General features: G+C 60.9%; 15 protein-coding genes. 6 read left to right on the top strand and 9 right to left on the bottom strand.

Annotated elements, in window-relative coordinates; genetic code table 11:
• Positions 1–15: 15 nt before the first annotated feature.
• A complete protein-coding gene (locus R3O64_RS04130; RefSeq protein WP_339017347.1) occupies positions 16–1,083 on the top strand; it encodes an HNH endonuclease signature motif containing protein in 1,068 nt (355 codons plus the stop codon).
• A gap of 158 nt (positions 1,084–1,241) precedes the next feature.
• On the opposite strand, the gene pgi is transcribed toward R3O64_RS04130, so the two are convergent.
• The 3 genes from pgi to R3O64_RS04145 all read right to left on the bottom strand — a co-directional run bounded on the left by pgi (position 1,242) and on the right by R3O64_RS04145 (position 4,311).
• Complete coding sequence (pgi, locus tag R3O64_RS04135; RefSeq protein WP_239248571.1) at positions 1,242–2,876, bottom strand: glucose-6-phosphate isomerase; 1,635 nt, start codon at positions 2,874–2,876, stop codon at positions 1,242–1,244.
• Between the two features lie 101 nt (positions 2,877–2,977).
• Positions 2,978–3,709, bottom strand: coding sequence for a S1 family peptidase (locus tag R3O64_RS04140; protein ID WP_239248570.1), 732 nt, complete (start codon positions 3,707–3,709; stop codon positions 2,978–2,980).
• Positions 3,710–3,948: 239 nt separating this feature from the next.
• Positions 3,949–4,311: a chorismate mutase gene (locus R3O64_RS04145; protein WP_070563325.1), complete on the bottom strand. Its 363-nt coding sequence runs from the start codon at positions 4,309–4,311 to the stop codon at positions 3,949–3,951.
• A gap of 121 nt (positions 4,312–4,432) precedes the next feature.
• Between R3O64_RS04145 and pcrA the strand changes: the two genes are divergently transcribed.
• The gene (gene pcrA / locus R3O64_RS04150; RefSeq protein WP_339017348.1) at positions 4,433–6,958 is read left to right on the top strand and encodes a DNA helicase PcrA; all 2,526 of its coding nucleotides are present in this window, start codon (positions 4,433–4,435) and stop codon (positions 6,956–6,958) included.
• Between the two features lie 4 nt (positions 6,959–6,962).
• On the opposite strand, the gene R3O64_RS04155 is transcribed toward pcrA, so the two are convergent.
• From R3O64_RS04155 to R3O64_RS04175, 5 genes are all read right to left on the bottom strand, one after another.
• Positions 6,963–7,718: a M23 family metallopeptidase gene (locus R3O64_RS04155; protein WP_339017349.1), complete on the bottom strand. Its 756-nt coding sequence runs from the start codon at positions 7,716–7,718 to the stop codon at positions 6,963–6,965.
• Positions 7,719–8,104: 386 nt separating this feature from the next.
• On the bottom strand, positions 8,105–10,801 hold the full coding sequence (locus tag R3O64_RS04160; protein WP_339017350.1) for an FtsX-like permease family protein: 2,697 nt from the start codon (positions 10,799–10,801) through the stop codon (positions 8,105–8,107).
• Between the two features lies 1 nt (position 10,802).
• Entirely contained in the window at positions 10,803–11,519 is a 717-nt protein-coding gene (locus R3O64_RS04165) for an ABC transporter ATP-binding protein (protein ID WP_070531636.1), read from the bottom strand.
• Complete coding sequence (locus tag R3O64_RS04170; protein WP_070520673.1) at positions 11,516–12,067, bottom strand: PadR family transcriptional regulator; 552 nt, start codon at positions 12,065–12,067, stop codon at positions 11,516–11,518. Before R3O64_RS04170 ends, R3O64_RS04165 begins: the two co-directional genes overlap by 4 nt.
• Before the next feature lie 252 nt (positions 12,068–12,319).
• On the bottom strand, positions 12,320–13,072 hold the full coding sequence (locus tag R3O64_RS04175; RefSeq protein WP_339017351.1) for a M23 family metallopeptidase: 753 nt from the start codon (positions 13,070–13,072) through the stop codon (positions 12,320–12,322).
• Positions 13,073–13,418: 346 nt separating this feature from the next.
• On the opposite strand from R3O64_RS04175, the gene R3O64_RS04180 reads away from it, so the two are divergent.
• From R3O64_RS04180 to purH, 3 genes are read left to right on the top strand one after another with little or no spacing between them, the layout of a single operon-like run.
• Complete coding sequence (locus R3O64_RS04180; protein ID WP_339017352.1) at positions 13,419–15,149, top strand: DUF6350 family protein; 1,731 nt, start codon at positions 13,419–13,421, stop codon at positions 15,147–15,149.
• A gap of 41 nt (positions 15,150–15,190) precedes the next feature.
• Entirely contained in the window at positions 15,191–15,796 is a 606-nt protein-coding gene (purN, locus tag R3O64_RS04185; protein ID WP_339017353.1) for a phosphoribosylglycinamide formyltransferase, read from the top strand.
• Between the two features lie 39 nt (positions 15,797–15,835).
• Positions 15,836–17,368 carry a bifunctional phosphoribosylaminoimidazolecarboxamide formyltransferase/IMP cyclohydrolase gene (purH, locus tag R3O64_RS04190; protein WP_339017354.1) on the top strand — a complete coding sequence of 511 codons (1,533 nt, stop codon included), beginning with the start codon at positions 15,836–15,838 and terminating at the stop codon, positions 17,366–17,368.
• A 114-nt stretch (positions 17,369–17,482) separates the two neighbouring features.
• Here purH and R3O64_RS04195 read toward each other — a convergent pair whose 3' ends face one another.
• Positions 17,483–17,926 carry a hypothetical protein gene (locus R3O64_RS04195; protein WP_339017355.1) on the bottom strand — a complete coding sequence of 148 codons (444 nt, stop codon included), beginning with the start codon at positions 17,924–17,926 and terminating at the stop codon, positions 17,483–17,485.
• Positions 17,927–18,203: 277 nt separating this feature from the next.
• Between R3O64_RS04195 and R3O64_RS04200 the strand changes: the two genes are divergently transcribed.
• Positions 18,204–19,118: a hypothetical protein gene (locus tag R3O64_RS04200; RefSeq protein WP_339017356.1), complete on the top strand. Its 915-nt coding sequence runs from the start codon at positions 18,204–18,206 to the stop codon at positions 19,116–19,118.
• Positions 19,119–19,124: the final 6 nt, after the last annotated feature.

The following is a 19,124-nucleotide window of genomic DNA, read 5'->3' on the forward strand; positions in this document are numbered from 1 at the left end:
TTAGTGTGCTGAGTCATGGGGGATTTAGAAACCTATTTCTCCTACCGCAACTCGGGGATCACACTGGTGAAGCAAGCGGTAGGAGGCGAGAAGCGATTACGCGCACTCGGCGCTTCATCAGCCGACGCCGCCGAAATGGCGCGCTTAAACTACATCTACTTCGGAGCCACCAAGTTCACGGGTAAGCAACGCACGGCCCGCAGCCGAGCCGCCGAACAAGGCCATGACCTGGCCACGCTGAGCCTCATCGAGGCCTACACGAAGAAGCTGAAGAACCAGCTGCATGCCTGGAACCTACGGGTCAAGCTGGCCGGCACACCGGCGCCGAACATCCCAGCCGTGGCGGCAAAACGCTTAAAGGAGCTCAAGCCTAAACGTATTCCTACGCCTGGGGTGCGCATGACCTACCGTGCTGATGGGCCGCACTCGCTGACCATTACTGATGACCCTCTGACCGTCACTGAGATGCGCGGCGTGCTGGAATCCATCAACCAGAGCAATCTGCTGGAAGCAGCCAACCACGTCTTCTTCAATAAATCCCACGGCGGAACCAAACCGGCGGTGCTCACCAGCGTGGTCGTCACCTTGGACAAGCTCGACAAAATTGTTAGCGGCGATGGTGATGACATCGTGCTTGAGCTAACTAATGGCGGCCGGATGACCGGCGCGGAGTTTCTGAACTACAAGTTCGCCGAGATCGGCTACGTAACCCTCATCCACCCCACGATCGGGCCGGTGTGGCTGCACCGGATGAAGCGTTTAGCCGGGTTTGAGCAGCGCATGATGGCCAGCGCCGAGCATCCCACCTGTGCCAGGAAGGGATGTAATAAACCTGCTGATTATGCCCAGGTGCATCACCTAGTGCCGTGGAAAGCAGGAGGTACCACCGATCCACCGAATCTGACAATGTTGTGTGCCTATCACAACGGCGTTAATGATGACGACCCAGAGAAACCAACAGGTGCTGGCTACGTGTTTAGGATTCGCGGCGGTGTGGACTACATCCCGCCCTGGGGAGAACCAATCACCGCTCAAGTGGCATATCAAGCCGCGCAACGCGGACTCGGACCGCCCGGCGGGTAAACCGCCACGCGGGCGAGCCCACAGGGTCCGCCCGACAAGTAAATCGTCACGCGGATGCCCACAGGGCATCCGCGGCCTTGGCGATCTCGCACGTCGATTGCCCGCTAAAAACGGGTGAACCCCCGACCGTTCGGCCGGGGGACGTCGCCAAGCAGTGCTTAGCGGTGGTTGCGATACCAACCGATCAGAGCATCGGTCGAGCCGTCGCCGGATGCGGCCTCCTCCTTGCCGGAGACTGCCGGTGCCAGGTCATTGGCCTGCTGCTTGCCCAGCTCCACGCCCCACTGGTCGAAGGAGTTGATGTCCCAGATGATGCCCTGGGTGAAGACGATGTGCTCGTAGAGTGCGATGAGCGCGCCGAGGGCCTGCGGGGTGAGCTCCTCCGCCAGGATCGTGGTGGACGGGCGGTTGCCCGGCATCACCTTGTGCGGGACCACGGCCGGGTCCACGCCCTCGGCGGCAATCTCTTCCGCCGTCTTACCAAAAGCCAGCACCTTGGTCTGCGCGAAGAAGTTACCCATGAGCAGGTCATGCATCGAACCGGTGCCGTCCGCGGTGGGGAAGTCCTCCTTCGGGCGGGCAAAGCCGATGAAATCCGCCGGGATGAGGCGGGTGCCTTGGTGCATGAGCTGGAAGAAGGCGTGCTGGCCATTGGTGCCCGGCTCACCCCAGTAAATCTCACCGGTGCCGGTGGTGACAGCGGTGCCGTCGCGGCGCACGGACTTGCCGTTGGACTCCATAGTCAGCTGCTGCAGGTAGGCCGGGAAGCGTCCGAGGTCCTCGGAGTAAGGCAGCACCGCGTGGGTCTGCGCGCCAAAGAAGTTGGAGTACCAAACGCCGAGCAGGCCCATGAGCACCGGCACGTTCTGCTCCAGAGGCGCAGTGCGGAAGTGCTCGTCCATGGCGTGGAAGCCCTCGAGGAAACGCATGAAGTCCAGCGGGCCGATGGTGCACATGAGCGACAGACCGATAGCGGAATCAACGGAGTAGCGGCCGCCCACCCAGTTCCAGAAGCCAAACATGTTCTGGGGGTCGATGCCGAACTCCGCGACCTTCTCCGCGTTGGTGGAAACGGCAACGAAGTGCTTGGCGACGGCCGACTCATCACCATCAAACTGCTCAATCAGCCAGCGGCGTGCGGCGTGAGCGTTGGCCAGGGTTTCCTGGGTGGTGAAGGTCTTGGAGGCCACGATGAAGAGGGTGGAGCCGGCGTCGAGGCCGTCGAGAGTCGCGGCGAGGTCCGCCGGGTCGACGTTAGAAACGAACTCCGCGCTGATACCCGCTACCTCGTAGGAACGCAGCGCCTTGGCAGCCATGGCGGGGCCCAAGTCGGAGCCGCCGATGCCGATGTTGACGACCTTCTTGATGGTGTGGCCCGTATGCCCCAGCCACGCACCGGAGCGCAGCGCAGTGGCGAAGTCACGCATGCGGCCCAGAACCTCGTGGACGTCGGCGGCGACGTCTTGGCCGTCGACGCTCAAGTCCTTCTCCACAGGCAGGCGCAGCGCGGTGTGCAGCACAGCACGGTCCTCGGTGTTGTTGAGGTGCTCGCCGGTGAACATGGCGTCGCGGCGGCTCTCGACGTCCGCGGCGCGGGCAAGATCCACCAAAGCGGTGACGACTTCCTCATCGATGAGGTTCTTCGACAGGTCCACGTGCAGGCCCGCAGCATCGAAAGAAAAGTCTGCGGCGCGGGAAGCGGAGTTAGCAAAAAGCTCACGCAGGTTGAGGTCCTTCTTGCTCTCAAAAAGCGAGGTGAGCGCGGCCCACTGCGGCTGAGCGGTGATGTCCATTGCAAAAGCCTTTCTGGCAGGTAGCAGACATGAAACTTACTGTGTCCACCGTAGTCCAGAAATCTCTTCGGTGCCGAGACAGAAGGCTGCGCTGGGTTGAGCTAGGCGTAAAGTTTGAGGCCGAATTGCTTCATTGTGTTTGCGATCTCCATGGCGCCCGTCTCGGAGCCGGAGTAATCGTAATAGTCGCCAAAGGACACGACTCCTGCTGCATATAGTTTGCCGTCGATGGAGGCGTAGACAGGACCACCGCTATCACCGGTATCGCTGTAGCTGCCGAAGGTGAAAAGCCCTTGAGCACCGAATCGGTCGATGAAAGGGTCGCAGGCAATGCCTGCTGTGGAACCGGCAAAGCACAACGTGGGCTTCTTTCGCGTGATTTCTTCCAGGCTCATCCATCCGGCTAAAGGCGCATTGAGCGCCGGTGAGGTAGATACTTCGGCGTCGGGGTTGGACACTTCGATCAGCGCAATGTCGGCCGAGTTGATGCTATCTGTGTTGGTGTTGCTGGCCTTCATTACCATCTGGCCTATCTCTACCTCGCTGCCGGAGCGATCTTCATAGTAGAAGCTGTCGCCCTTGTCCCCGCAGTGTCCGGCGGTAAGGATAAAGAGGCGCTGCCCATCGCCGGCGAAATGACCGGTAGAGCACCGGCCATCATTCGTGCGGTTATAGATAGCCGCACCCGGCGTCAATACTCCCACGTCCATGTAGTAGTCGGCTTTTAGTGCGTTGTACAAGTTATTGCGGGGCTCAAGCAGCTCTGCATGGGGGATTTCAGTGGAGTTAACCCAGAGCGCATCGCCGTCGAGGACCTCTTCGGAGCCTTGCATTGTTCCGGATGCTCCGGAACCTTGTCTGCGTTCGGAGTCGCTGACGGAGGGATGGTCGAGTGGAGTAGCGGAATTTGAGGTCTCAGGTGAAGAAAAGCTGCCGCAGGCGGTCAAAACTAAGGCAGTGACAGCTGCGGTGAGAACAACAGCGGGGCGAGAGGACACATGCATGCTGAGAGCTTAAAACACCGCTAGTTCAGGTGCGCGTGCGTTGGGGATTAGTCCGAGTTGGTGCTAGATTAGCCGAGCTTGCCGCGCCCCAACCGCAGCAGGGCAGAGGCAATCGCGGGGCCCTCCTCGCCGAGCTCGTCGCGGAACTCATTGAGGATGGCAATTTCGCGGGTGTGTACCAAACGGGTACCACCCGAGCTCATGCGCGTCTTACCAATCGTGCGGGAAATATCGGTGCGGCGCTTAATAGCATCGAGGATCACGCGGTCGAGGCGGTTGATCTCCTCGCGGTAGCGCTGAATCTCGGCATCGCTGAGCGGGTCATCCGTGCCCGAGGGCATGCGGATGTCTAAGCCGTTGTCCACGACGTTGGGGTTTTGGTGCTCGGGGTTTAAGCCCGAATCTGCGGTGTCAGGATGTGAAGCGCTCATGAGTGAAGATTGTGCCACCACGCTAAGACAAACGGGAATCGCGTGCTGTGACGTCGGTATTCGTCGATAAGAAGCGGCGTGGACGGCAATGTCCGGTGGTGCTAGTAGGTTGGAGAGCATTATGAACAACACTTCTCCGTTTAGGCCTCGTTCTTCGTCTGATCCTTCCGCCGACACCTCCGCCGGCGGCCTGTTCCCCGCGCCCGGGCACAACGCGGATGCCCCTTTAAGCCAGGGAAATGATCCTCTGCTGGAAGGTTTAAACCCGCAACAGGAGGAGGCCGTGACGCATTCGGGCTCACCGCTGCTCATCGTGGCCGGCGCGGGCTCGGGAAAGACCGCGGTGTTGACCCGTCGCATTGCCTATCTCATGCGCGAGCGCGGGGTAGCGCCGTGGCAGATCCTCGCCATTACCTTTACCAACAAGGCAGCCGCGGAGATGAAGGAGCGCGTCGGCCAGCTTGTCGGCCCCGTGGCGGAGCGGATGTGGGTGTCTACCTTCCACTCCATCTGCGTGCGCATCTTGCGCAACAATGCCCAACTGGTGCCGGGGTTGAACACGAACTTCACCATTTATGACGGTGATGATGCGCGCCGACTGCTCACCATGATTGCCAAAGACATGCAGCTGGATCTGAAGAAGTACTCTGCGCGTGTTTTGGCTAACCAGATCTCGAACCGGAAGAACGAGCTCATCTCTCCGGAGCAGGCCCGGGCGGAGGCAGAGCGGACGAAGAATCCGTTTGAGCTCACTGTGGCGAGCGTGTACGAGGAGTATCAGCGCCGCCTGCGCGCCGCGAACGCGGTGGATTTCGATGACCTCATCGGGGAAGTGGTGCGCATCTTTAACCAGCACCCACAGGTGGTGGAGTTTTATCGCCGCCGCTTTAAGCATGTGCTTATCGACGAATACCAGGACACCAACCACGCGCAGTACGCGCTCGTTTCGGCCTTGGTGGGCAGGGGCGAGCTGCCGCCGGATGCCCCGGAACTGTGTGTGGTGGGTGATTCTGATCAGTCGATTTATGCCTTCCGCGGCGCCACCATCAGGAATATCCAGGAGTTTGAGCGGGACTACCCGCAGGCGCACACGATTCTGCTCGAACAAAACTACCGGTCGACGCAGACCATCCTGAACGCTGCGAATGCGGTGATTGCGAAGAATGAGGGCCGTCGCGAGAAGAATCTGTGGACCGCCCACGGCCAAGGCGACAAGATCGTCGGGTACGTGGCGGATAACGAGCACGACGAGGCGCGGTATATCGCCTCAGAAATTGATTCCCTGGCGGATAAGGGCACGGCGTATTCCGATATTGCGGTGATGTACCGCACCAATAACGCCTCCCGCGCGTTGGAGGATATCTTCGTGCGCTCGGGCATCCCGTACAAGGTGGTTGGCGGCACGCGCTTCTACGAGCGCCGCGAGATCCGGGACATGGTGGCTTACCTGCGGATTATGGATAATCCGGATGACACGGTGAGCCTGCGCCGCATCATCAACGTGCCAAAACGCGCCATCGGTGACAAGGCGCAGGCGCAGATCGCTCTGCATGCGGAGAACCTTGGCGTTAGTTTTGGGGCGGCTCTCCGTGATGCGGCGGAAGGAAAGGTTGCAGGCCTTGGCACGCGGGCGGTGAATGCCGTCACCAAATTCAACGAGATGATGGATGGCGTGCGCGCACAGATTCCGGGCATGGTCAATGAGGTGACGGGCCAGCCGGATTTGGGGGAGCTGCTCAACGCGCTTCTGGACGCCACCGGCTACCGCGCGGAGTTGGAAAACTCCAATGACCCGCAGGACGGGGCGCGCCTAGACAACCTCAACGAGTTGGTATCGGTGGCCCGCGAGTTCAGCTCTGAGGCGGCCAATGAGATGGCCTTTATGGGCGCAGACGCAGAGGAAGCCCCGGAGCTCTCGGAAGGCGAAGCCGCGCCGGGCTCGCTTCAAGCCTTCCTTGAAAAGGTCTCGCTGGTGGCGGATGCAGACCAGATTCCGGATCATGAGTCCGGAGTAGTGACGTTGATGACTCTGCACACCGCGAAGGGTCTGGAGTTCCCAGTTGTCTTCCTCACCGGCTGGGAGGATGGTCAATTCCCACACATGCGCTCCCTGGGGGACCCGAAGGAGCTCAGTGAGGAGCGCCGCCTCGCCTACGTGGGTATTACGCGTGCTAGGGAACAGCTCTACCTCACGCGCGCGATTCTCCGCTCGTCCTGGGGTAACCCGGTGACGAACCCGGCCAGCCGCTTCCTCGCCGAGGTCCCGGAAGACCTCATCGACTGGCGCCGTGAAGAACCAGACAGCTCGCTGTCCGGCGCGTGGGGTGGAGATGATTCCTACCAATACGGACGAACCTTCGGCTCAGATAGCGGGTTCTTTGGGTCCCGTGGGGGCGGCTATGGCTCGCGGGGCGCTGCGTCTTCCCCTTCGCAGCGCTCGCGCAAACCAGCTTCGGCGACATCAATGCCGAAGAATAACCATCTCAATTTAGTTGTGGGGGACCGTGTCAACCACGCGAAGTACGGGCTGGGCACGGTCATCGAAGCCTCCGGAACCGGTGCGCGGGCGACGGTCACCGTGGACTTCGGCTCAGCGGGCAAGGTCCGCCTCATGCTCATCGGCGGTGTGCCGATGGAAAAGCTCTAAAGCTTTAGATGTGGATGCCGCGCTCGCTGAACCACTCCACCGGGTCAACGGCTGCGCCACCGCCCGGGTGCACTTCGAAGTGCAGGTGCGGACCGGTGGAGTGGCCCTCGTTGCCGATGACGGAGATTTGGTCGCCGGCCGTGACGCGGTCACCGACGTCGACCAAGAGCTGATCACTGGGCATGTGACCGTAGACGGTGATGGTGCCGTCGTCGTGCTGGATGCGGATCCAGTTGCCGAAGCCCTGGGCTGCGCCGGAGGAGATGACCTCTCCATCCATGACGGCGTAGATGGGCGTGCCGATTGGGTTCGCTACATCGATGCCATTGTGGAAGGAACCCCAACGCGGTCCGAAGCCGGAGGTGAAGGTTCCGGAGGTCGGAAAGACCACGGTGTTACCGTTTGCGTCCTGGCTGCGGGTAGGGGTGAGGCCGGAGTGATCGCCTTGCGGCGCGAAGGCTTCAGCGAGTCCGGGAATGCTGGAGGGGTCGAGGACGATATCGAGGCCGTCCTGCGTGGAGTTGATCTCCGGAGTGGATGCCCCGTTGAGGGCCCCGGCCGTCGAAACGAGCAGCCCGGAGAATGCTTTGAAGAGGTCGGCCTTGGAGTCTTCCTTGACTTCGACGTCGTCGGCAGTCGGGCCCTGGCTGGACCCGTCGGAGACATCCACGCTTGCTGCCGGTTCGGCGGCGAACGCTGGGGCCGTCACGGTAGCGGTGGTGACCGCCACGGCGGCGAGTGCGCTGAGCGTGCGCTTCATAACTTCACGTCCTTAAGTCCTGCTGTGGCTCGCTTCCGCCGGCGTCAGCGGCAGGAAGCTTGTGAGCGATAGGGCACGGCCATACAGCCGTTATGCGCCTTGAAGCCTGCGACACGCCGGCGCGGGTGCAGCCGCGTGCTGAGGCTCTGTGGCAACGAGATACAAACTATCCCGAGCTATCACCCTGCGCAACGTCTAAAAATGCAGGTAAATACAGGGATTGTTCGAAAAACTATCGAACACCCCAGCGTGTTACATATGTGAAAGAAGTGAAAATTGTTACAGAGGTAAAGTAGAGGTTTAAAGAATGGGGGTAGGCTATGGGGGTGTGAAAAGAGTAGTTCCCCAGCCGAAAGCTCGGCCAGGGAACAACGGGGCGTACGGAGCTATGTCAGCGAACGTGATTCGCTGCGATCCCGTGCGGTCAGCGGCCCCGTCTTGTCGCTGCGATTCACCGCAGCCGCCAGTGCGGCGGCCAGAAGCGGCACAACAAGCACGGCGAGGAATTGCCACCAATCCGGGGTGAAGTAGTCTTGCGGGCGCAGACCATAAGGTGGCGTCGAGAAAACGAATCCAGAACTATCGGCAAAGAAGTACGTGCCGAGATGACCGGCAATCACGCCGAAAAGCATGCTTACGGTGGCCAGCATCCAGGTCTGCCACGCCGCTACCTTGGCCATCAGCGAAGGGTGGGCGCCGATGGATTGCAGCACGGTGCTTTCCTGGCGCATGCTGCTCGCTGCGTTGGCAATGATGAGCGCGAGCACGATGAGGCAGACGATCCCCATTCCGAGGCCCAGGTAGTAGCGGAAGTTCTCGGGAGTAGTGACTGCGAAGCTTAGCGAGTATTGCGACTGCGAGGCGCTCGCTGTCAGGTCTCGCAGCTCTTCGCGCTCTGACTCGCTTGGGGGTTCGTCGAACGTGAGGGCTTGGCCCACGTAGAAGGGCTCCATGTTCAGCTTTTCTGCTGCCTGCTGGCTAATCAAGACCACGTCGCGGGCCGCAGTGGGGAGGGCCTCCACAATTGGTAGATCCGCCTCCTGCGTTCCGCTCGGGTCTTGGCTGTCAATGCGGTTATAGGATTTTACGGTCACCGTTCCATGTGTGCTATCCCCGACGTGGCTGCTGTGGGGAAGCACGATGCCGCCGGCATCCAACGTCTGTGCCGCAGCGCGTCGATCCTCCTCCGAGTCGAACTGCCAGAGCTCAAGCTGGGAAGAATCCGTTTGAACCATCCTGCTTTGATAGATCAACGGGTTATAAGGAAATGACGTCATCAACTCGTGCGCGCACTCTTGACGGGCCTCTTCGGACTCATCGGTGCGCCGCCCTTGGTTGTCCACGAAGACTGCCCTCTCAACTGGTTTGCTGAGATCGACCTGTTCGCACTGGTAGTCAAATTCGGTGCTGAGCTCATAGAATTCACCATCGTCAGGAAGGCTAAAAGACGTGGTCCACGAGGGGAAAGCATAGAAGGAGTGTGTGCGAGCACCGGTAGCCTGCTGGATGGCCTCTACCGCTGCGCGTTCTTCCGGCGTGGACACCTGCGTTGGTTGGTCAAACGTTGTCTCCTCAATCAGCGCTGTGGTCTCCGGCATAACGAGCGCTTCTTCGGCTACGCTCTTTGCGCTATCGGTCATGACGCCCACACCAAACAGGGAGGCTGTGAAGGAGACCGATACGAGAGCGATGGACGTCGGCAAGGCATGCATGCTGCGCCGGGTAAGGCCGCGTCCAGCCAGTCGTAACGCGAGTGGACCGCGGCGAGACAACAGGGAGCATAGGAAGACCAAAGCGGGGGCAGACGCGGCGACCGCGATGACTCCGAAGAGAGCTAGCACCGTGGGGATATACCCGCCCCATGGACTGAAGCTGAAGAGCACGAGCAGAAGCAGGAAGGCCGGGCCGATGGCCATCCACTTCCTAAAGCGCAGCAGGCGGTCGGGAGCGGCTCCCTGGATTGCAGCGGAGAGGGCACCACGTTGTGCCAACCATGCGGGAACGATGGAGACAATGACACAGCCTGCCACCGCCACGAGCCACGCGAGAGCAATCGCTAGGAAGGGCAGGCGTGCAGCAAAGTCCGGATAGCGGGCTGTCCACCACACCCACGAGACCGTGAGGCCAACGATCACACCGATGGTGGCGCCGATTAGTCCCATCAGCAGGCCATAGGCCATCACTGCGAACATGATGTGGCGTGGTAATGCACCCTGGCTCGACATCAGCGCGTACAGGCGCGTATTGCGTCCGGTAGCCAGCGTGAAGACGGGCGCGAGAAGGAAAAGGATGAGCAATCCGGCGATGGCGTAGAGGCCGAAGAAGAAAAGCACGAAAAGAATGCTGCTCAGGATTCCACCAAAGGAATCCGACTCAGAATCGGGTCGGTCCGTATCTCGCAGCTCCGGTGCCCAGATTTCCAGCCCAGCTTCATGGGCGCGGTCGGCGTCCTCTTTGGTCAGCGGCGTGTCACCCACGATGACCCAGGATGTGCGTATCTGAAAGGACGGGTCGCTGAGAGCGTCATTGAGGGTGGGGGAGGTGACAAAGTCATAGTTTTCGGGAGCAATGGCCGCGACTGTGGCTTGGCGATCGCCGCTGAGGGCGTTGGTGCGCACGGTGATGACGTCTCCGACGGAGGCGTCGATCTTGCGTGCGGTCGAACGCGACAGAACTGCCTGGTTGGGGCCAAGGTTGAACTTATCGACGGCCTCCTGTGCCGGTTCCGGCGGATTCTCTGTGTCGAACTGATCTACCCAGGAGTTGGTTGACTTCCCATTATGGATAAGTGACGTGCTAGAAAAAGTGGTGACCGGGCTGACGCTGAGGCCTTTTGGCAGCACCTGGGCGGCCAGGCGGGGAACGTCTTCGTTGGCAATGTCCTGACGCTCGTTGCTCACCTGAAGGGACCGATCGGGCGAGCTCAAGGCTGCGGAGAGCCGTCCGGAGGAATTATCAAAGAGCGCAATTCCGATGACTAGGGCCACCGGCAAGGCAATGAGCATCACGGCGGCCAGAGTGCGCCATGGATGAAGCTTGAGGTCGCGCCTCGTCGGGCGGGTGGCGGCATTAATGCCGGACATATTAGCGCACCTCCTCACCGGTCAGGCGCCCGTCGCGAACCATAACGACGCGGTCGGCCCAGCCCGCGAAACGTGGCTCGTGGGTGACCAGAATGCCGGAAGCACCGGCGTCGATACGCGCGCGTAGAACCTTCATGATCTCCTCGCCCGTCGAGGTATCCAAGGCACCGGTGGGCTCATCCGCGAGCAGAACTTTGCGCGGTCCAATGAGCGCGCGGGCAATCGCCACGCGCTGGGCCTGACCACCGGAGATTTCCTCGGGGAAGCGGTCAATGGTGCCGTCGAGGCCGACCTCGCTCAGCGCTTCCTCTGCTGCCTCACGGCACTGCGCAGGCGATAGGCCATCGAGTTCAAGGGGAAGGGATACGTTTTCACCAACGGTCAGGGAAGAGACCAGGTTGAAGTGCTGAAACACGAGGCCCAAGTGGCGGCGGCGCGCAATTGCGGCCTTTGCCTTGGAGAGTTGGGAGGCATCGGCGCCGTCGAGAAGCACGCGTCCTGATGTTGGTGGTTGGAGCAGACCTGCGACGTTGAGCAGCGTGGATTTGCCGGAGCCGGAGGGGCCCATGACGGCTACCAACTCGCCCGGTTGCAGCTGCAGGTTGACGGAATCCAGCGCGGTGACCTGGCGAGCGCCGCTGCCGAAGACACAGGTGATGTTTTCGAGTTCGAGCGGGAAAGGAATGTGCTGGGTGGTGGGCACGGAGTCGGGGGTCATCGCGGTTCCTCCTCGGCGGCGGTGGGGGTGGTCGGGTTGGTCAGAGATTCCACGCGGTCGAGCCAACGTGAGAGAGATTCCAAGTCGAAGATTTGGCGCTCCACGGCCAAGCGCTGGGCGCTGCGCTCCGCGGGCAATTCTGAGGCTCGGCGGTTGAGTTCGCGGAGCTGGCGAACGGTGGCGAAACGCTGGGCGTCAAGGACGGCGATAACGTCGACGTCGGAGCGCCGAGCGGCAAGGGACACTTTGAGCACGAGCTCATCGCGCTCGATGGCGTCACTGTGCAAGGTGGACTTCCACCATTGCGAGAGCTCTGCGCGCCCGTCAGGGGTGATGGCGTAGCTGGTGGCTCGGCGTCCAGTGGGGCCGGTGAGCTCGCCGTCGGTGGCGATGAGCCCATCGCGCTCTAAGCGGCTTAGGGTTTGGGCTACTTGGCCCATGTTGAGCGGCCAGAGGTTGTCGAAGGTCTCCGCAAAGCGGGTCTTGATGTGGCTGGCTGTGGAAGGTTGATCACTGAGCAGCGCAAGAACGGAGTGTTTGACGGACATGGTCACCTCCTGCGCGGAGGACAAGGGGAGGACTAGTTCGGTGCATACCCGGTAAGTTACCGGGTAACTACTGGCTTGGCAAGAGGTTCCAGAACGGAGGGTGGTGGCTACCCCCGTCCGGTGTCCCGAGCGATGGCGCACGACTCTACGCGCCTGTCCCTCGGTGGGAGGGGATGAAATGCGCAAAGGCGGCATAGAGCGAATCTGCTCTATGCCGCCTAGGTGGTGTTGGAAGGTTTGGTCGCGTGAGTTTTAAGCGACGTCGATGCCGCGCTCTGCGAGCCACGGAACCGGGTCCACGGCACCTTCACCGGTGGGGTGAATCTCGAAGTGCAGGTGGGAGCCGGTGGAGAAGCCGAGGGAACCCATGCCGGCGATCTTCTGGCCAGCGTGGACGCGCTCGCCAACAGCGACGTCAAGAGTCTGCATGTGGCCGTAAACGCTCATGGAGCCGTCATCGTGCTTGATGCGGATCCACTGGCCGTAGCCGGAAGCTGGGCCGGAATCGATGACGGTTCCATCCATAACGGAGAGGATCGGGGTGCCCACGGCATTAGCGATGTCGATGCCGGAGTGGAAGGAGCCCCAGCGGGGGCCGAAGTCCGAGGTGAAGGTACCTTCTGCCGGGCGGGCTACAGAAGGTGCGCGGCTTGCCTCATCGGCGGCGGCGCGGGCATCAGCGGCCTGAATGGCCTTGTCTAGCTGCGTGGAGAGGTCAGCGACCGGCTTGGTTTCTGCGATGGAGAGGATCTGCGGTGCTGCGTCCTCAACGGCGGCCTGTGCGTCCTTGAGCGGATCGGTGTCTGCCTGCAAGGTGTAATCGATGGACTGCGCCTTGGTCTCGCCGGTGCCGGCGGATTGAATGGTGCCTGCTGCCGCACCGCCAACGCCTGCGGTAGACACGGCACCAGCCGCGATGGTCATAACCGCCAGACGCCCCTTCGCGGTCTGCGAGGTGGTGATTTTGCGGTGGCGACCTGCGCTTCGCTGAGTCTTGCTTCGCATGAACTCTTCTTCCGTCTTAATTCACTATCGTCCAACCAAAATAATCGTTACGTCTAAATCTGGTTGGTTATCCGATTGTGACCTTCCTGTTACCAACGAGATGTAACAGTAGCGTCTCGACGGGCACAGAGCAACCCGGATTGCAGTTTTTCTTCTGGATATACCGAAAGATTTCAACGTCATGATACGGCAGCTATTTACTGTGAACAAAGTAAACCTATGGTCAGAGTGGCGGGGTGGTCGGTGAAAGGGGCAGGGAAAGAACTCTCGCAGTGCTGTCGTTTCGGGGTGTGTCGGATCAATTGGATCGGATATCGACGTGCCACCCCCGGTGGGGGAGGCGCGCGTGGCAAAGTGGACGCCGATGAATAAGAACACGAGTCCCCAGTCCAGGACGTCAGCTCGCCCCCGCGCGCATGTGCGTGGTCGCGGTGATAGCGCCGAGCACTCTGAGCGCGGCTACAGGCGAGATCGCCGGGCTCCTGCTGAGCGCATCAAGGGAATTGAATCGGATAAGGCTCGCGCCCGTCGCGCGCAAGCCCCGACGACGCTGCGCGGGCGAATTCGCCGCATGCTTATCGTCGTCGGCGTCCCGCACCTCGTCGTGGTTCTGGGCATTTTCGTGGTCGCTATCGCCGCGCTCCTCCTCACCAGCTCTCCCTTTGCGTGGCTGAACACCATCGTGGGGGAGGCGTGGATGGTGTTTAATCTGGCTCCAATCCGGGCTGGCGGGATTGATATCGGTGTCCTACCTGTTCTTCCAGCCGCGTTCTTGGCCTGGCTGGTAGGCCGACGCGTTCGCGTGGCAGTCAAGGACAAGGTGAGTATTAATGACTTGCTTGTCCTGAGCTGTTGTGTGCTGGCGGTGCCGGTGGTTCTGACCATTATCGCGTGGCTGATGCTCTGGGATGCCGGAAAGGTTTATGACGTCTCTCCTCCGGAGTTGTATCGCGTTGTGCCCCGCATGCTCCTTCTGCATGCTGCTGCTCTCATCGGAGGCATGGGCCCGCGCTTGTGGAAGGCCTTGGCTAAGCGCAGCGGGGTTCCCCGCGTATTTGTCGACGCCGCTCAAATCGGCCTGAGCTACCTTGGCTACCTTGGCGCCGCAGGGCTGGTTCTCGTTGTGATTATGTGGGGGTGTGGCTGGTCGCGCCAGGCTGAGATGCTCGCTAGCTATCCGGTTCTCACAGCGATGGGGACCGTGGGGCTTTTCCTGCTAAGTATTCTGTATCTCCCGAATGCCGCTGTTGCTGCGGGGGCGGTGCTGAGCGGTTCGGAGCTGCACATTGGTGAAGGCACCAGCGTGAGTCTGTTCAGCGGCCACGTCGTTCCACTTCCGCCGCTGCCGTTGGCCGCAGCCGTTCCTCCTTCAATCAGCCCGTGGTTCGCGGTTCTCTTGATTGTTCCAGTACTCGCTGCCGTAGCGGCGTTTTATCGGCGCCGAGCACTGGTGTCTTTCCAGGTAGCGCTTGTTGCAACCATCACTGTTGCCGTGTCCTCCCTGCTGGCGTACTACGCCGTGTCCGGCGCGCTAGGCGTGTACGGCTACACCGGGCCGGAACTCTGGACAGCGGTGGGGCTTAGCTCCCTGTGGTGCCTCGTCGTGGGGTGTGCCTTTGCGACGTCTCAGGCTGTGTCCGCATGGCGTGCTCGCCGCGCTACCGCCCCGGCTGCTGAGGCAGAAGCCCCCACGGCTGCCGAGGAGACGACGGCAGACTCCACCGACACTGCTCAGCCGGAGCAGGATTCTGCAGTGCTTGGCGACGCCACCGCTGTCGAAGCGGAAGAAGCAGAGACTGACGCGGAGGAATCCAACCCCGAAGAAGAAAGCGAAGCCGAGGCCGACGCTGAGGACGAGATAGAGGACGAGCAAGAGGGCCAGACTAAGGAGCAAGCTGAGGCACCAGCTGAGGAACAGGCCGAAAGCCAGATTGAAACCGACGTAATTGACGCAGAAGTCGTGGACGCAGAAAGTGCCGAAACCGAGGCTGAAACCGATGAGACCGCTGAAGCCACGGGGAAGCGCGACACAGACGCATTGGAACACGAAGAAGCTGAAGGCCCCACAAAAGAGTAAAAATTCCGCGGTTCACGGCGGTAGCGGCTAGGCTGTAGCGCGTGACTACACCGCATCAGCCCGCTGCTATTGCCCACCTCAACGTTGTTGTTCTGGTTTCCGGAACTGGCTCGCTATTGCAGGCCATCGTCGATGGCCAGGATGAGCATTACAGCGTCGTGAAAGTCATCGCGGACGTGCCTTGCCAGGGCATTGAGCGCGCGAGGGCGGCGGGAATTGCCACCGAAGTCGTAGAGATGGGCGCTGACCGCGCCGAATGGAACCAACGTCTGGTTGCCGCAGTGGATGCTGCGCAGCCAGACGTTGTTGTTTCTGCAGGCTTTATGAAGATCTTGGGCAAAGATTTCCTGGATCGCTTCGAAGGTCGCACCATTAATACCCATCCAGCGCTCTTGCCTGCCTTCAAAGGTGCGCATGGCGTACGCGATGCGCTGGCTTATGGTGCCAAGGTCACAGGCTCGACCGTCCATTTCGTTGATGCCGGCGTCGATACCGGCTCCATCATTGCCCAGGAACCCGTCCGGATTCTGACAGAGGATGATGAGGCCAGCTTGCACGAGCGCATCAAAGTGGTCGAAAGAGAACTTATCGTTAGCGTTCTCCGCGCGGCACGCGTGGAGGGCGAAGCACTCAGCATTCAGCTCTAATTAATTCATTACCGCAAGGAAGGCTTAAGTCCCCGTACCATGAGCGAAGATCGTAAGAACATCAAGCGCGCGCTAATTAGCGTTTATGACAAGACCGGTCTGGAAGACCTCGCCCGGTCCCTCGATAACGCTGGCGTGGAGATTGTTTCCACCGGTTCCACCGCGAAAAAGATCGCAGACTTGGGCATTGACGTCACGCCCGTCGAGAAGCTCACCGGTTTCCCAGAGTGCCTTGAGGGCCGTGTGAAGACGCTGCACCCCCGCGTGCATGCGGGAATCCTGGCGGATACGCGCAAGGACGATCACCTCAAGCAGCTTGAGGAGCTGGAGGTAGAGCCCTTCCAACTCGTCGTGGTGAACCTGTATCCCTTCCGTGAGACGGTGGCCTCCGGTGCGGACTTCGATGGCTGCGTGGAGCAGATCGATATCGGCGGCCCATCCATGGTGCGCGCGGCCGCCAAGAACCACCCCTCCGTTGCTGTGGTTGTAGACCCTGCCCGCTATGGCGAGGTCGCAGACGCCGTGGCCAACGGTGGCTTCACGTTGGACCAGCGCCGCGGCCTAGCCCGCGATGCCTTCCTGCATACCGCTGATTATGACGCCGCGGTGTCCGCATGGTTCGTTGATCAGCTCAGCGAGGGCGAGGAGACCACCCCGCTGCGCTACGGCGAGAACTCACACCAGTCCGCGACCGTGACCCGCATCGGCACCACTGGTTTGGCCAATGCGAAGCAGTTCAACGGCAAGGAGATGAGCTACAACAACTACCAGGATGCCGACGCCGCGTGGCGCGCCGCCTGGGATCATGAGCGCCCGTGCGTGGCAATCATCAAGCATGCCAACCCGTGTGGCATCGCGGTGTCTGACGAGTCCATCGCGGCTGCTCACCGCGCGGCCCATGCCTGCGACCCGATGTCCGCATTCGGCGGCGTCATCGCCGTGAACCGCGAGGTCACCGTGGAGATGGCGGAGCAGGTCAAGGAGATCTTCACCGAGGTCATCGTGGCCCCGTCCTACGAGGAGGGCGCCATCGAGGTTCTTAAGGCCAAGAAGAACCTCCGTGTGCTGCAAGCTGAGTACGAGGCTCCGCAGGTGGAGCGCAAGTACATTTCCGGCGGTGTGCTCACCCAAGAACCGGATACCTACCAGGCGGAGGGCGATAACCCGGCCAACTGGACGCTGGCTGCGGGCGAGGCCCTGAACGAATCCGACCTAGCGCAGCTCGAGTTTGCTTGGCGCGCCGTGCGTGCGGTGAAGTCCAACGCCATCCTGTTGGCTAAGGACAATGCCACCGTGGGCGTGGGCATGGGTCAGGTCAATCGCGTCGACTCCGCCAAGCTCGCGGTTGAGCGCGCCAACACGCTGGCCGACGGCACCAACCGCACCGAAGGTTCCTTCGCTGCATCGGACGCCTTCTTCCCGTTTGCGGATGGCCTCGAGGTCCTCCTCGAAGCCGGCGTCAAGGCCGTGGTTCAGCCGGGCGGTTCCATTCGCGATGAAGAAGTCATCGAGGCCGCTAAGAAGGCTGGCGTGACCATGTACCTCACCGGAACCCGCCACTTCTTCCACTAGAGCCTGAACCAGAGCGTTCCAGCAAACTTCAACTGCCCTAGCTGACGAATCTAGCCGCGTAATTCGACGCGGAGGCGCAAGATTTGGCGGCTAGGGCAGTTGTGATCTCAGCTTTTAAGCGCCCGTGATGGTCATAGGCGTGGCCGCAAGCGCGGCCGTCGAGGTTGGCTCGGAGCTTGCACCAGTCTGCTCCGTATCGGATGATTCGCGGCCCCAGATAAACCACGCGCCGACGCCAAGGACGACAGCCAGGATGAGGAGCAAAGCAATCAGCGCCGCGATGGCGCCGCTGAAGCGCCCTGTGCCTTTCGGCGGGGTAGGAGCGGCATAAGAGTTGGGCTGGGGTGGATTTGGAGGTGTTGGCGCGCCACCACTGAACGGCTGCGGGGCGGGGCTAGCGGGTTGCCCACCGAACGGGGGAGTGCTTCCGAATCCGCCGCTCGGACCATTCGTGCCGCCGGGATGGCCCGGGCGGCCAAACCCGGGAGCAGGTGAACCGAAGCCGGAGGAACCGGAGTTGCGTGGAGGGGTGCCCGAAGGACCAGTAGGAAATGACATGGCGGGTGATCAGCAACCTTTCCGTGCACAGGAAGTTAGAGCATCGAGATACCTCTAACAATCTAAACCCTTAAGCACCGTCCGTGGGGACTTCAATGGAAGCTCGTGGGAATACTCCCCAGTGGGGCAGGAAGCGCTGGCAGCACAGCAGAGCACACACTGTGCAAAGCGCGAGTAAAGACGTAAACGCTGCGCAGAGAATTGTGACTGTGCAAAGATAGGACAGATAGAAAACGCCTATTGGCATTTGCAAACGTCACGATCTACGGAGGCTTCGGTGACTGATTCAGATCGCAATCATGGATTCGGCGCGCATCTCCAGCAGGGAAACGGCAGCCAGCCACAGCCTTCTCATCAAGAAACCCACCCGGAAACCGCGGATTTTGAAGCCCCGCCAACACAACAGCGCCCGGTACAGCCCCAGCAATACCCCCAAAACATGGGAAATAATCCGGGCTACTCGCAATCGGGTGAGCACAACTACTCAAATCCTTTTGCTCCCTCCGGATCCCAGGGCCAGTATCCTCAGCAGCAGCAATTCCCCACGCAACAGTTCCCACCCCAGGCGGCGCCGCAGGACGGATTTGGCCAGTACGATCAGCAGCCGGCTGCCTATGCGAATTCCTATGCACAGGACGATGCCGGAAACCATGGTTCCTCTAATTCCGGAAAGCTTGTGCTCATCGGCGTGTTGATCTTGGCAGTAATCCTCGTTATTGCCGCGTTGGCCTACCTCATCTTCTTTAAACACGCTGACTCAGGATCCCAGGCTGAATCGCCCCAGCCCCCTGCCCAACTCACCGAGCAGAATGAGGGGCCACAAGATAGCACTTCAGCTGCGGAGGAGCCTGAAAAGACCTCAGAGCAGTCCACGACGACCTCCAAGGCGCAGAAGCGCCCCGAGCACCCTGACCTGCCCGCGGGCGCTATCCCGGCGAACGACGCCGCGCGTAACAACGAGCCCGGCGGCAACTTCAACAGTGTCTATCGCGGCACTGAGGTGACGACGGAGCCGTTCGCCAACTCCGTGCGCGATGAATACGTCAAACACTACGTGGATACCCACGAGTTCGACGCCACGATTAGGGCCTTTAGCCCGAAGACCAAGCTGTTCTACACCATGGATTGTTCCGATAACGGCGAGTATGTGACCTGCACTGGCGGCAATAATGCGGTTGTATACATCCTCTAATGTGTA

Source organism: Corynebacterium hesseae, from assembly GCF_037850265.1.
Taxonomy (GTDB): Bacteria; Actinomycetota; Actinomycetes; order Mycobacteriales; family Mycobacteriaceae; genus Corynebacterium; species Corynebacterium hesseae.

Coding starts and splice junctions, on each gene's coding strand:
- R3O64_RS04130 (WP_339017347.1), top strand. CDS start 16: ATGGGGGATTTAGAAACCTATTTCTCCTACCGCAACTCGGGGATCACA.
- pgi (WP_239248571.1), bottom strand. CDS start 2,876: ATGGACATCACCGCTCAGCCGCAGTGGGCCGCGCTCACCTCGCTTTTT.
- R3O64_RS04140 (WP_239248570.1), bottom strand. CDS start 3,709: ATGCAAGGCTCCGAAGAGGTCCTCGACGGCGATGCGCTCTGGGTTAAC.
- R3O64_RS04145 (WP_070563325.1), bottom strand. CDS start 4,311: ATGAGCGCTTCACATCCTGACACCGCAGATTCGGGCTTAAACCCCGAG.
- pcrA (WP_339017348.1), top strand. CDS start 4,433: ATGAACAACACTTCTCCGTTTAGGCCTCGTTCTTCGTCTGATCCTTCC.
- R3O64_RS04155 (WP_339017349.1), bottom strand. CDS start 7,718: ATGAAGCGCACGCTCAGCGCACTCGCCGCCGTGGCGGTCACCACCGCT.
- R3O64_RS04160 (WP_339017350.1), bottom strand. CDS start 10,801: ATGTCCGGCATTAATGCCGCCACCCGCCCGACGAGGCGCGACCTCAAG.
- R3O64_RS04165 (WP_070531636.1), bottom strand. CDS start 11,519: ATGACCCCCGACTCCGTGCCCACCACCCAGCACATTCCTTTCCCGCTC.
- R3O64_RS04170 (WP_070520673.1), bottom strand. CDS start 12,067: ATGTCCGTCAAACACTCCGTTCTTGCGCTGCTCAGTGATCAACCTTCC.
- R3O64_RS04175 (WP_339017351.1), bottom strand. CDS start 13,072: ATGCGAAGCAAGACTCAGCGAAGCGCAGGTCGCCACCGCAAAATCACC.
- purH (WP_339017354.1), top strand. CDS start 15,836: ATGAGCGAAGATCGTAAGAACATCAAGCGCGCGCTAATTAGCGTTTAT.
- R3O64_RS04195 (WP_339017355.1), bottom strand. CDS start 17,926: ATGTCATTTCCTACTGGTCCTTCGGGCACCCCTCCACGCAACTCCGGT.